The 12,775-nt window shown below is 70.4% G+C and carries 11 protein-coding genes; 4 read left to right on the top strand and 7 right to left on the bottom strand.

The features are described from left to right. Positions 1-25: 25 nt before the first annotated feature. Both D457_RS0125935 and D457_RS0125930 read right to left on the bottom strand, forming a co-directional pair. A complete protein-coding gene (locus D457_RS0125935) occupies positions 26-1,135 on the bottom strand; it encodes a LacI family DNA-binding transcriptional regulator (RefSeq protein WP_239646227.1) in 1,110 nt (369 codons plus the stop codon). A 101-nt stretch (positions 1,136-1,236) separates the two neighbouring features. After that, the gene (locus tag D457_RS0125930; RefSeq protein ID WP_204367476.1) at positions 1,237-2,277 is read right to left on the bottom strand and encodes a LacI family DNA-binding transcriptional regulator; all 1,041 of its coding nucleotides are present in this window, start codon (positions 2,275-2,277) and stop codon (positions 1,237-1,239) included. Between the two features lie 334 nt (positions 2,278-2,611). On the opposite strand from D457_RS0125930, the gene D457_RS0125925 reads away from it, so the two are divergent. The 4 genes from D457_RS0125925 (at position 2,612) to yjfF (ending at position 7,187) form a co-directional block, all read left to right on the top strand. Continuing rightward, positions 2,612-3,571, top strand: a complete 960-nt coding sequence (locus D457_RS0125925; RefSeq protein WP_017583595.1) for an ABC transporter substrate-binding protein — start codon at positions 2,612-2,614, stop codon at positions 3,569-3,571. A gap of 81 nt (positions 3,572-3,652) precedes the next feature. Next, positions 3,653-5,194, top strand: coding sequence for a sugar ABC transporter ATP-binding protein (locus D457_RS0125920; RefSeq protein ID WP_017583594.1), 1,542 nt, complete (start codon positions 3,653-3,655; stop codon positions 5,192-5,194). Then, entirely contained in the window at positions 5,191-6,198 is a 1,008-nt protein-coding gene (locus D457_RS0125915; RefSeq protein ID WP_017583593.1) for an ABC transporter permease, read from the top strand. The genes D457_RS0125920 and D457_RS0125915 overlap by 4 nt, the downstream gene beginning before the upstream one ends. Further along, positions 6,195-7,187 (top strand): galactofuranose ABC transporter, permease protein YjfF, encoded by a 993-nt coding sequence (yjfF, locus tag D457_RS0125910; RefSeq protein ID WP_017583592.1) that lies wholly within the window; start codon positions 6,195-6,197, stop codon positions 7,185-7,187. Before D457_RS0125915 ends, yjfF begins: the two co-directional genes overlap by 4 nt. A 248-nt stretch (positions 7,188-7,435) precedes the next feature. Here yjfF and D457_RS0125905 read toward each other — a convergent pair whose 3' ends face one another. From D457_RS0125905 to D457_RS0125885, 5 genes are read right to left on the bottom strand one after another with little or no spacing between them, the layout of a single operon-like run. Next, positions 7,436-7,753 (bottom strand): L-rhamnose mutarotase, encoded by a 318-nt coding sequence (locus D457_RS0125905; protein WP_017583591.1) that lies wholly within the window; start codon positions 7,751-7,753, stop codon positions 7,436-7,438. A gap of 13 nt (positions 7,754-7,766) precedes the next feature. After that, entirely contained in the window at positions 7,767-8,831 is a 1,065-nt protein-coding gene (gene rhaS / locus D457_RS0125900; protein WP_017583590.1) for a rhamnose ABC transporter substrate-binding protein, read from the bottom strand. Continuing rightward, positions 8,828-9,934: an ABC transporter permease gene (locus D457_RS0125895; RefSeq protein WP_017583589.1), complete on the bottom strand. Its 1,107-nt coding sequence runs from the start codon at positions 9,932-9,934 to the stop codon at positions 8,828-8,830. Before D457_RS0125895 ends, rhaS begins: the two co-directional genes overlap by 4 nt. Continuing rightward, on the bottom strand, positions 9,918-10,970 hold the full coding sequence (locus D457_RS0125890; protein WP_017583588.1) for an ABC transporter permease: 1,053 nt from the start codon (positions 10,968-10,970) through the stop codon (positions 9,918-9,920). Before D457_RS0125890 ends, D457_RS0125895 begins: the two co-directional genes overlap by 17 nt. Next, a complete protein-coding gene (locus D457_RS0125885) occupies positions 10,967-12,484 on the bottom strand; it encodes a sugar ABC transporter ATP-binding protein (protein WP_017583587.1) in 1,518 nt (505 codons plus the stop codon). The genes D457_RS0125890 and D457_RS0125885 overlap by 4 nt, the downstream gene beginning before the upstream one ends. Positions 12,485-12,775: the final 291 nt, after the last annotated feature.

Below are 12,775 nucleotides of genomic sequence, written 5' to 3'. Positions count from 1 at the left end.
GCCCGTCCCGCAGAACCCGCGGAGCTCACCCCCGGGGCGGCGCCGTGCTGGCGCGCACCACCAGTTCCGTGGGAACGAGGGTGGCCCCGGAGCCCTCGGCCTCGCCGCGCAGCCGCCGCAGCGCCTTGGCGACGAGCCGGCGGCCGACCTCGGCGAAGTCCTGACGGATGGTGGTCAGCGGCGGCAGGAACGAACCCGCCTCCGCGATGTCGTCGAAACCCACCACGCTCACGTCCCCGGGCACCGAGCGGCCGCGCTCGTGCAGGGCACGCAGCAGCCCCAGCGCCATCTGGTCGTTGGCCGCGAACACCGCCGTGCACTCGGGATCCGCGGCCAGCGCCTGCCCCACCCGGTAACCGCTCTCGGCCGACCAGTCGCCGTTGACCGGAGCGGGAACAGCACACCCCCGGTCCTGGAGGGTCTGGCGCCAGGCCCGGGCCCGGCGTTCGGCGAAGAAAGACTCCGCCGGGCCGGCCAGGTGGTGGACCGTACGGTGGCCGAGGCCGAGCAGGTGCTCCACGGCGTCCCGGGACCCGCTGATCTGGTCGGTGTCGACCACGCCGTACCTGTCGTCGACCTCGGAGTCGGCGACGACCACCTGCAGCCCGGGCGGCAGCCGGAAGTCGGCGGCGTCCAGCAGGTGGACCTCCATGATGACGATGACCGCGTCCACGGCCAGCTCGCCCAGCCGGGTGAAGGCGCCCAGCACCTCGTCCTGGGTCGGTACGGCCACCGGGATGAGGGTGATCGCGTACCCCTCCTGGGCGGCCGAGGTGGCGATCGCCTCCAGGGTGCGGACGTTTCCCGTGGTGGAGAGGGTGAAGACGATGACCCCGAGCGTGCGGAACTCGCCGCGCTTGAGGGCTCGGGCGGCGCTGTTGGGCCGGTAGCCGAGCTCACGCATGGCGGCCAGGACGCGCTCACGGGTCTGGGGCACCACGCTGGGGCTGCCGTTGGAGACCCGGGAGACGGTTTGCGAGGAAACCCCGGCGCGCCTGGCCACATCGGCCATGGAGACCCGGCTGCCGCGCCCGCGTGGTCCCGCTGCGGCCTCCACGCCCTCGGACATCCACACGCCCCCGTATCCGTGGCGGACATCGCCGCCGTTGTGTCCGACGGCGCACAGTGTAGCCACACGGCCGCCGCACACGGGGCCATGTGGTCTTTGCGGCTCCGGCGGCGCCCGACGCAGAAGCCGGTTCGAGGGCCCGCTCCAGGGCAGGGCCCACCTGTCGCTCACTCGGGTGGCGGGGCCACACTGTCGCGTTCGACCAGGGTCGGAACGATCACCCGCCGCGTGGAGTAGCCGTCCTTCTCCTCCTCTCCGGCGATGGAGGCCAAAAGCACGCTCAACGTCTCGGCGGCCACCTTGTCGAAGTCGGGCCGCACGGTGGTCAGTGGCGGGATGAAGTACGCGGCCTCGGGCACGTCGTCGAAACCCACCACGCTCACGTCCCCGGGCACCGAGCGGCCGCGCTCGTGCATCGCCCGCAGGATCCCCAACGCCAGGTGGTCGTTGGCGGCGAAGACGGCCGTCACCTCCGGCATCCGGGCGAGCATCAGGCCCGCGCGGTAGCCCGAGGCTGCGCTCCAGTCTGCCGGGCTGACCGGCGGGACCTCCACTCCGCGGCCCTCCAGGGCCTGCTTCCAGCCCCGAAGCCGCCCTGCGGCGTCGAACCAGTCAGCGGGGCCCGCCACGTGCCAGACAGTCTCGTGTCCGGCCTCCAGGAGGTGCCGGGTGGCATCGTACGCTCCGGCCTCCTGGTCAACGGTCACCAGGCTGTTCTGGCGTGCGGGGTCGCCGTCGATCGCCACCACGGGCATGTCGGTGGGCAACTGGGCCAGGGCTTCGTCGGCTGCTGAGGTCGGCGCTATCACCACGATCCCGGCGGCGCGCTGTTCGCGGTGGTGTTCCACGGCCGCGGCGATGGCGACGGGGTCGAGCACCTCGACCCGGCGCACGCTGACCACGAAGCCCTGGACGGCGGCGGCCAGTTCGAAGGCGGCCAGCAGCGACGAGGGGCCGAACAGTGTGGAGTTCTGTGCCACCACGCCCAGGAGCTGGGATTTTCCGGTGGCCAGGGTGCGGGCCGCCCGGTTGGGCCGGTACCCCAGCTGCTCGATGGCGGCGCGCACCCGCAGGCGGGTCCTCTCACGGACGTTGGGGTGTCCGCTGAGTACACGGGAGACCGTCTGGTGGGAGACGCCCGCGAGCCGGGCTACGTCCGTCATCGCCGGTTCGCGGTTCACTCGGACGGACGGGGAAGTGTGGTCCACCCATGACTCCTTGGCTGCCGGGGGTTGCCGCTCACCGCCTTCATGAGCGCTACCAGGCTATGTGATCGGTTCGTCGGACATCAGGAGGCCGTCTGAGCGCAGGCTTCCGCGCGCCTCGCCCGGACACCGCCCCGGCGGCCCGCACGCAGACACCGAACCATCCTTCCGAAAACTTAGTTGGCGTTAACATACTGCACCCTCTGATGGTCGGCAATGACCCTGAATTATCCGGTTAACGGGCTTGACGCGGTAAATGTTAGCGCTCACTATATTGGCAACGTGACCCGCATCACCCTCCTATCCCCTCGGGTCACGCTGACTTGGAGGACCCCCGATGAAGAAGTGCATCACCGCCCCCGCGGCGGCACTCGCCCTGCTCGCGGTCACGGCCTGCGGGTCGGGCGGCTCGTCCGCGGCCGACGACGGGACCATCACACTGGGCTTCTCCCAGGTCGGCGCCGAGAGCGGATGGCGTACCGCCAACACCGAATCGATCCAGCAGGCGGCCGAGGACGCCGGGATCGACCTCCAGTTCTCCGACGCGCAGCAGAAGCAGGAGAACCAGATCCGGGCCATCCGCTCCTTCATCCAGCAGAACGTCGACGTCATCGCGTTCAGCCCGGTCGTGGAGACCGGCTGGGACGCCGTCCTGCTGGAGGCCCAGCGCGCCGACATCCCGGTCGTCCTCACCGACCGGGCCATCGACTCCGACGACGACACCCTCTACGAGGCCTTCCTCGGCTCCGACTTCGTCGAGGAGGGCCGCAAGGCGGGCGAGTGGCTGGTCGACAACGCCGAGGGCGAGACCAACGTGGTGGAACTCCAGGGCACCACCGGTGCCGCGCCCGCCATCGACCGACAGGAGGGGTTCGCGGAGATCATCGCCGACCACCCCGACATCGAGGTCATCGCCACCCAGACCGGTGACTTCACCCGTTCGGGCGGCAAGGAGGTCATGGAGGCCTTCCTGCGCTCCCACGACGACATCGACGTCGTCTACGCGCACAACGACGACATGGGGCTCGGCGCCATCGAGGCGATCCGCGCCGCCGGTCTGGAACCCGGCGAGGACATCCGGATCATCACGGTGGACGCCGTCCGGGCCGGGATGGAGGCCCTGGCCGAGGGCGACATCAACTTCATCGTCGAGTGCAACCCACTGCTGGGCGAGCAGCTCATGGAACTCGTGGAGCAGGTCGTGGCCGGCGAGGAGGTCCCCAAGCGGATCGAGGTGGAGGAGACCACCTTCACCCAGGAGGAGGCCGAGGCCGCTCTCCCGGACCGCCAGTACTAGGACTCCCCTCCTCGGAGCCCCGGCGCGCGTCTTACCCGCACCCACCGCGCCGGGGCCCTCCCAACCACGAAAGCGCTGGCCATGACCGAAACACCGACGCATTCGGCCGACCCAGTGGTCGACATGCTCGGCATCACTGTCGAGTTTCCGGGGGTCCGGGCCCTGGCCGGGGTCGACCTCCGGCTGTACCCCGGCCAGGTGCACGCCCTGATGGGCGAGAACGGGGCCGGTAAGTCCACCCTCATCAAGGCCCTCACCGGGGTGCACCCACCCACCTCGGGCCGGATCCGCCTGCACGGCGAGCCCGTGGAGTTCACCGCTCCGGCCCAGGCCCAAGAGGCCGGGATCAGCACCGTCTACCAGGAGGTCAACCTCTGCCCCAACCTCTCGGTCGCCGAGAACATCCTGCTGGGCCGCGAACCACGGCGGTGGGGGGCGATCGACCCCGGAGCCGTGAAGGCCCGGGCCGCCCGGCTGCTGGAGCGCATCGGGTTGTCCGTGGACCCCGGATCCGTCCTGGGATCCCACCCCATCGCCGTCCAGCAGCTGGTGGCCATCGCCCGGGCGCTGGCCGTGGACGCCCGGGTACTGGTCCTGGACGAGCCCACCTCCAGCCTGGACGCGGACGAGGTCGCCGAACTCTTCCGGATCGTGCGCGTGCTGCGCGACGACGGGGTGGCGATCCTGTTCGTCTCCCACTTCCTGGACCAGGTGTACGAGATCGCCGACCGGATGACCGTCCTGCGCAACGGCGCCCTAGTCGGCGAGTACCTTCCGCAGGAGACCGACCGCCTCGAACTGGTCTCGGCGATGCTCGGCCGTGAACTGGGCACTCTGGAGGAGGTGGAGCGCCGCTCCGAGGAGCGCTCCCCCGGCACCGCACCGGTGCTCACCGCCCGCGGACTGGGCCGCACGGGCGCCATCGCCCCCTTCGACCTGGAGATCCACGCCGGTGAGGTGGTGGGGTTGGCCGGGCTGCTCGGTTCGGGACGCACCGAGACGGCGCGGCTGCTGTTCGGCGCCGACCGGGCGGACAGCGGAACGCTCAGCATCGACGGCCGCCGGGTCCGCCCCCGCGGTCCGCGCTCGATGATCGCGCGCGGGGTGGCCCTGTGCTCGGAGGACCGCAAGGCGGAGGGGGTCATCGCCGACCTGACCGTGCGCGACAACCTGGTCCTGGCCCTGCAGGCCGCCCGGGGGTGGATGCGCCCGGTGCCCCGGCGCACCGCCGACGCACTGGTGCAGGAGTACATCGAACGGCTCGACATCCGCCCCGCAGACCCGAACGCCGTCATGGGGAACCTGTCCGGCGGGAACCAGCAGAAGGTCCTGCTGGCGCGCTGGCTGGTCACCCGGCCCCGGTTACTCATCCTGGACGAACCCACACGCGGTATCGACGTCGGCGCCAAGGCGCAGATCCAGAAGGTCGTGACCGACCTGGCCGCCGACGGTATGGCGGTGCTGTTCGTCTCCGCGGAGCTGGAGGAGGTGGTCCGGGTCTGCGACCGCGTGGTGGTGCTGCGCGACCGCCGCAAGGTGACCGAACTCGACGGTGACGGGGTCACCGTCGACGAGGTGATGGCGGCCATCGCCGGACACGAGCCGACGGCGGTGTCCCCGTGATCCGACACCACCTCTTCTGGCCGGTCGCCGCCCTGGTGCTGCTGATCGGGCTCAACGCCGTGGTCAACCCGGCGTTCCTGGAACTGCGCCTGCAGGACGGGCGCCTGTACGGCGGGGTTGTCGACATCCTGCGCAACGGCGCGCCCACCCTGCTCATCGCGGTGGGCATGACCCTGGTGATCGCCACCCGCGGTATCGACCTGTCGGTGGGCGCGGTCGCCGCGATCTCCGGGGCCTTCGCCTGTACCTGGATCGCCGGGGGCGGGCACGCGTTCACCGCCATGACCCTGGCACTGGCCGTGTGCGTCCTCCTGGGCCTGTGGAACGGGTTCCTCGTCTCGATCCTGGGTATCCAGCCGATCATCGCGACCCTGGTGCTGATGACCGCAGGTCGCGGCGGCGCCATGCTGATCACCGAGGGTCAGATCATCACGATCAACGATCCACTCTACCGGCAGATCGGAGCGGGTTTCCTGGTACTGCCGATCGCGATCCTGATCAGCCTGGGCGTGCTGCTGCTGGTGGGCGCCCTGACCCGCGGTACCGCCCTGGGGATGCTGGTGGAGGCCGTGGGGGCAAACCCGCGGGCCGGCCGGCTCGCCGGGGTGCGCTCACGCACCATCGTGTGGACCGTGTATGTGTTCGCCGGGCTGTGCGCCGGGGTGGCCGGGCTGATGATCAGCTCCAACGTCAGCGCCGCCGACGCCAACAACGCGGGTCTGTGGATCGAGATGGACGCGATCCTGGCCGTGGTCATCGGCGGTACGTCGCTGGCCGGCGGACGCTATTCGCTCACCGGCACACTGGTGGGCGCCCTGGTGATCCAGACCCTGACCACCACCGTGTACAACGTCGGGATCGCGCCCAACACGATCCTGGTGTTCAAGGCGCTCGTGGTGATCGCCGTGTGCCTGCTGCAGTCCCCCCGCTCCGCCCGGCTGTTCGGTCCCAGGCGGCCCGCCGGGTCCGCCCCGTCCCGTTCCAAGGAGGTGACCGCGGCATGAGAGTCCTGGACGTGACCCGGGCGCGGAACCGCGTCGAACGTCTGCCCCAGCGGTTCCTGCCGGTCATCGCCACGTTCGCGGTGTTCGTGTTGACCTTCGGCACCGGGGCGGTGCGCTATGACGGGTTCGCCTCCGCGCAGATCTTCACCAACCTGTTCGTGGACAACGCGTTCCTCATCGTGCTCGCGGTGGGGATGACCTTCGTGATCCTGACCGGCGGCATCGACCTGTCGGTGGGCGCGGTGGCGGCGCTGTCCACGATGATCGCCGCCGCCACCCTGCAGGCGGGATGGCCGCCGCTGATGTCGGTGCTGGCCGTCCTGGTCACAGGCACCACGCTGGGCCTGCTCATGGGTCTGGTGATCCACGTCTTCGACGTACAGCCCTTCATCGTCACCTTGGCCGGGATGTTCCTGGCGCGGGGACTGTGCCTGCTGATCAGCGTGGAGTCGATCTCCATCACCGACCCCGCCTTCCGGACGATGGCCACCGGAACCATCACCCTCACGGACGGGGTGACCCTGACCTACAGCGTCCTGATCGCCCTGGCCGCGGTGCTGGTCGCCGTGTACGTCCTGCACCTGACCCGGTTCGGCCGCACCGTGTACGCGGTGGGCGGCAGCGCGTCCTCGGCCCGTCTGATGGGTCTGCCCACCGACCGGGTCCGGGTGGGCGTGTACGCGGTGAGCGGGTTCTGCTCGGCCCTGGGCGGGCTGTTGTTCAGCCTGTACATGCTCTCCGGATACGGTCTGCACGGGGTCGGTATGGAGTTGGACGTGATCGCCGCGGTGGTGATCGGAGGGACGCTGCTGACCGGCGGGGTCGGCCACGTGGCCGGTTCGGTCCTGGGCGTGCTGGTGCTCGGTACCGTGCAGACGCTGATCTCCTTCGAGGGTTCCCTCAGCTCCTGGTGGACCCGGATCGTCATCGGGGTGCTGCTGTTGGCCTTCATCATGTTCCAGCGCCTGATCGTGCGCCGAACCGAATGACCCGGGCCCGCGGACACGCATGGCCCCGTCCGCTGGACCCCGTGTCCTGCGGACGGGGCCGACCCGTGCGTCCGTGCTGTTGTCAGCCGGGTTCGACCGTTGCGGTCCCGGTGCCGTTCACGAGCGCGCCGTTCCGCTCGCCCGGCAAGGCGACCGGCGGCCACACTCCGGCGCCCCGGCCGGGCCGCCCGTGGCAGGGCGGCCGCGACTCCGGGGCGTCGGGGTGTTGCGGGCAGAACGCGGTGTTTCTAGGGCAGGTGGAAGATCTCCGTCAGCGGGACCATCCCCTCGTCGGGGCGACCGTCCAGGCCCTCGAAGAACGGCGCCATCTCGGCCTGCCAGCGGGCGTTGACCTCGGTTGCGGCCATGGCCTCACGGGCGGCGTCGAAGTCCTCGGTCTCCAGGTAGCCGACCACCGTCCCGCGCTCGTCGCAGAACAGCGAGTAGTTGTGCCACCCGCTCTCCGACAGCGCCCGGCGCATCTCGGGCCAGACCTCGGCGTGGCGCTGTCGGTACTCCTCCAGCCGATCCTCGCGCACCTTGAGCACGAAACAGACGCGTCGCATGCGTTACCTCCGGTCAGAAGTCGAAGTCGTCGATGTTGTCGGCGTCGAAGACCTGCGGCGGACCGAGCACGATCTCGCGGTCGGTCTCGAAGGTGTACTCGCCCAGGCGCCCGGCGGTGAAGGTCTCGCCCTCGGCCCCGGTGATCTGCCCGGCCTTGAGCGCGGCGCCGGTGTACCCGGCCAGGTAGCCCAGGTCGAGCGGGTTCCACAGGGCGAACTCCTCGACGGTGCCGTCGTTGACGAACTCGCGCATCTGGTTGGGCGTGCCCAGACCGGTGACGGCCACCTCGCCCTTGTACTCGGAGTCACTGACGTAGCGCGCCGCCGCAGCCAGGCCCACCGTGGTCGGCGAGACCACGCCACCCAGGTCGGGGTGGGACTGCATCAGGCCCTGCATCTCCTGGAAGGACTGCAGGTCGTCGTCGTTGCCGTAGACGGTGTCCACCAGCTCCAGGTCGGCGTACTCCTCCTCCTGGAGCACCTCCTCCATCGCCGCGATCCAGGCGTTCTGGTTGGTGGCGTTGGGGGTGGCCGACAGGACCGCGAAGGTGCCCTCGCCGCCGAGCTGCTCGGAGATCATCTCCACCAGCGTGCGGCCGATGAGCTCGGTCGTGGACTGGTTGACGAACACGTCGGTGCAGTTGGCGTCGGAGTCGTAGCCCACGATGGCCGCGCCGTTGTCCCGGGCCTCGTTGAGCGCGGGGCACACCGCGTCGGGGTCGTTGGCGGCGATGACGATGACGTCGCTGCCCGCCTGGCTGGCGGCGTTGATGTACTCCACCTGGGAGTCGGCGGTGGCCTCGGTGCCCCCGCGTTCGGTGGCGTTGCCGGAGACCTCCTCCACCGCCTCGGTGCCGCCCTCGTTGACGATGTCGAAGAAGGGGTTGTTGAGCTGCTTGGGCAGGAAGTCGATCTGCAGACCCTCGGGGATCTCGGCGCCGGGGTCGGCGGTCCCGGTGGGGCGGGAGTCGTTCTCCTCCTCGGCGCTGTCGATGGTGGTGCCGCCGCAGGCGGCGGTCATCAGAACGGCGAAGGCCGAGGCGGCCAGGAACAGGTGGCGTGGGCGGGGCTGGGTCATGACTCTTCTCCCTTGTTGGAGGCGAACACGGGGGCGGGCGGTGGAGACGGGTGGGGCGCTCGCCTGGCTCTGAGCCGGGCCAGGAGGTTGGGGGTGACGACGGAGGCGATGAGGATGAGACCGGTGACGACCTGAAGCACCTCGCTGCCGATGCCGAACAGCTGGAGCGCGTTGCGGATGACCCCGAGCAGCAGGACTCCGCTCATCACCCCGAGGACCGATCCGACGCCGCCGAAGATGGAGACACCGCCCAGCAGGACGGCGGCCACGACCTGAAGCTCCAGGCCGAAGGCGGTGTCGGCGCGTGAGGTGCCGTACTGCAGGGTCCAGAAGACGCCCGCGGCGGAGGCGACGACGCCGCTGAGGGTGAAGAGCCAGAACTTGGTCCAGCGCACCGACACCCCGGTGAAGCGCGCGGCCTCGTCGTTGTTGCCGATGTCGAACAGGGACCGGCCGACGGCGGTGGCGTGCAGCAGCACCCCGAACAGCACGGCCAGGACCAGGACGGCCACGGCGATCCACGGCAGACCGGGCAGGCCCAGGAAGTGCTCACGGGCGCCGCCGACCCAGGCGCTGGGGTAGCTGGCCACGGCCCGGTCGCCCAGCAGCACGTAGGCCAGGCCCCGGTACAGGGCCATGGTGCCGATGGTGACGGCCAGGGAGGGCAGCCCGCACACGGTGACCAGGAAGCCGTTGAAGGCGCCCAGGAGCGCGCCCACACCCAGGCAGATCCACAGCGCGGTCTCGATGGGGACCCCCGACTCCCACAGCACACCCAGGGTCGCGCTGGTCAGGGCCAGGGTGCTGGCCACCGACAGGTCGATCTCACCGGTGATGACGATGAGCGTCATCGGCAGCGCCATCAGGGCGATGGCCGCCACGCTGAGCAGCATGAAGTCGATGTTGCGCGCGGTGGCGAACATGTCCACGAACAGCACGGCGCCCAGGACGGCGACCAGGAGCGCGGAGACGACGGGGGTCTCACGTGCGGACAGCAGGGAGCGGAGGCGGGCGGCCCCGGAGGACCTGTTCGGTCCCGGTTCCGGGTCTCCTACCCGGTCCGGTGCGGTCGCGATGACGGTGCGTTCAGGCGCCACGGGCACCTCCTCCTCGAAGTTTGCGCGCGGTGCGCAGCGCCAGCAGCCGGTCCAGCCCGATGGCGGCCAGGATGAGCGCGCCCACCACGGCCTGGTGCCAGAACTGGTCGATGCGCCAGATGGGCAGTGCGGCGGTGATCGTGGTGAGCAGGACCGCGCCCAGGGCGGCGCCGTAGACGGTGCCCACTCCGCCCGCGATGGCCACGCCGCCCACCACGGCGGCCGCCACGACCTGGAGTTCCATGCCGGTGCCGACGGTGGAGTCCACGGTGCCGTAGCGGGCGGCGAACAGGACTCCGGCGAGCCCGGCCAGAGCCCCGTTGGCCGCGAAGGCGAGCATGACGCGACGGGTGGCCGGGATGCCCGACAGGCGGGCGGCGTCGGCGTTGGAGCCGATGGCGTACAGTTCCCGCCCCGAGCGGTAATGGGCCAGGTAGAAGCCGACCGCGGCGACCACGGCGATGGCAACCGCCGCCGGCAGCGGCACGCCCAGGACGCTGATCCGCCCCAGCAGGAGGAAGGCGGCGGGCATGTCGTGCGCGTTGACCTGGCCGCCATCGGCCCACCAGTGGTTGAGGCCGCGGTAGGCGTACAGGGTGCCCAGGGTGACCACCAGAGCGGGTACCTGGACGGTGGTCACGAGCAGGCCGTTGACCAGACCGCACACCAGGCCGATGCCGACCCCGGCGAATACGGCCACGGGGACGGGCAGGCCGGGGAAGGTCACGAAGAGCAGCCCCGTGCCGAAGGCGGACAGACCCATGACCGAACCGACCGACAGATCGACGTTCCTGGTGATGAGCACCAGGGCCTGGCCGACGGCCAGGACGGCCAGGACGGTCGCGCCGAGGAACAGGTCGCGCACCCCCTGGCTGGACAGGAACCCGGGGTTGTGCAGCCAGGTGGCGGTAATGAGCACGACCACGGCCAGGAGCACGCCGAGTTCGCGGAACTGGCGCTGACGGCGGGCGGGGCGCCCGCTGGGCTGGGGTGGCGCGCCCGCGGTGGAGGTCTCGGGGGCGTTGCCGGGGGCGTTCGTCATGCGGCCTCACTCGGTCGCTGTCCGGTGGCCGCGTACATGACCGACTCCTCGTCGGCCTCGGCGCGGTCGAGTTCGGCGGTGATGCGGCCCTCGTGCATGACCAGGACCCGGTCGGCCATGCCCAGGACCTCAGGCAGTTCGCTGGAGACCATGACGATGGCCAGGCCCCGGCCTGCCAGGGTGGAGAGCAGGCGGTGCACCTCGGCCTTGGTGCCCACGTCGATTCCGCGCGTGGGCTCGTCGACGAAGAGCACGCGGGGCTCGGTGGACAGCCACTTGGCCAGCACGACCTTCTGCTGGTTGCCGCCGGAGAGCGTGGACACCGGGTCGTCGAGTCGGCCGAACCTGAGGTTGAGCTGTTCGCCCCAGTGCTCGGCGAAGGCGCGTTCGGCGCCGGGGCGCAGCAGTCCGAGGCGGCTGAGCGCCCGGCGGCGGGTGGCGGTGGCGTTGCGTTCGATGGAGGACTCCATGACCAGTCCCTGTTGGCGCCGGTCCTCGGGGACCAGGGCGATACCCGCGGCCATGGCGGCTCTGGGTCTGCCGCCGGCCAGGTCCCGGCCCCGCACGCGGACGGAACCGGCGTCGTAGCGGTCCACACCGAACACGGCGCGGATGACCTCGCTGCGTCCGGCGCCCACGAGTCCGGCCAGGGCGACGATCTCCCCGGCCCGTACGCTGAAGGACACGTCGGCGAAGACGCCTGCGCGGGTCAGGCCCTCGACCTGCAGCACGGTCTCCCCGTGCTCGGCTTCCTCCTTGGGGTAGAGGCTGGTCACCTCGCGTCCGACCATGCGGCGCACCACGGTGTCCACGTCCAGCTCGGGGACGGGGTCGCAGGAGACGAAGGCTCCGTCGCGCACAACCGTGATGCGGTCGCACAGGGAGAAGACCTCGTCGAAGCGGTGCGAGATGAACAGCAGTGCCGCGCCGGTCGCGCGCAGGGTTCGCGCGACGGTGAACAGGCGCTCGGCCTCGACACCGGACAGGGCGGCGGTCGGCTCGTCCATGACCAGGACCCTGGCCTGACGGGTAAGGGCCTTGGCGATCTCCACCAGCTGCTGGTCGGCGATGGACAGCCCCCGTGCGGGGCGGTCGGGGTCCATCTGAACGCCGAGGCGGCTGAAGACCGCCTCGGTCTCGTGCCGCATCCGTCGCCGGTCGATGGTGCGCAGCCGGGTACGGGGCTGGCGGCCGACGAAGATGTTCTCGGCCACCGACAGGTCGGGGAAGAGCGTCGGTTCCTGGTAGATGACCGCGATGCCGGCGTTCTGGGCGTCCGCGGGCGCGGAGAAGGCGGTGGGCTCTCCGTCCACGAGCAGCTGTCCGCCGTCGGGCCGGTGGACCCCCGCGATGGTCTTGACCAGGGTGGACTTGCCCGCCCCGTTCTCGCCGACCAGGGCGTGGATCTCTCCGGAGCGCAGTTCCAGGGACAGTCCTCGCAGGGCCCTGACGCTCCCGAAGGACTTGGTGACGTCGACCAGGGCGAGGGGTGGGGGGACCTCTGTCGGGTCCACGTGCGCCCTCCTTCTTCGGTGCGGGTCCAGCGGTGAACCACCAGACTAAAAAACGTTTTAATATGATGGGGATGTTAAGTGCAGCACATTCCACCGTCAAGGGGATCATGGGAAAATGAGCAGGTATCGCCCTGATAACGACGCCGCGACCTCCACCGGAACGCTTACGCAGCCGAGCCAGAGGCCACACCGGGGAGCCATCTGGCATTGACACGTTTCAATCCGAATGTGAACATGTGACCCCAACGGGCAGCGCACACAGCCGGAGACGCGTCCGGGTCAGTACGATGC

It is taken from the genome of Nocardiopsis valliformis DSM 45023 (assembly GCF_000340985.1).
In the GTDB taxonomy this organism is placed as follows: Bacteria; Actinomycetota; Actinomycetes; order Streptosporangiales; family Streptosporangiaceae; genus Nocardiopsis; species Nocardiopsis exhalans.
The sequence above is the reverse complement of the archived record's forward strand: the minus strand, read 5'-3'. Positions and strand labels throughout refer to the sequence as shown.

Bases quoted from the DNA above. Each gene is read 5' to 3' on its own strand.
- D457_RS0125925 (WP_017583595.1), top strand. From the start codon at position 2,612: ATGAAGAAGTGCATCACCGCCCCCGCGGCGGCACTCGCCCTGCTCGCG.
- D457_RS0125920 (WP_017583594.1), top strand. From the start codon at position 3,653: ATGACCGAAACACCGACGCATTCGGCCGACCCAGTGGTCGACATGCTC.
- yjfF (WP_017583592.1), top strand. From the start codon at position 6,195: ATGAGAGTCCTGGACGTGACCCGGGCGCGGAACCGCGTCGAACGTCTG.
- D457_RS0125905 (WP_017583591.1), bottom strand. From the start codon at position 7,753: ATGCGACGCGTCTGTTTCGTGCTCAAGGTGCGCGAGGATCGGCTGGAG.
- rhaS (WP_017583590.1), bottom strand. From the start codon at position 8,831: ATGACCCAGCCCCGCCCACGCCACCTGTTCCTGGCCGCCTCGGCCTTC.
- D457_RS0125890 (WP_017583588.1), bottom strand. From the start codon at position 10,970: ATGACGAACGCCCCCGGCAACGCCCCCGAGACCTCCACCGCGGGCGCG.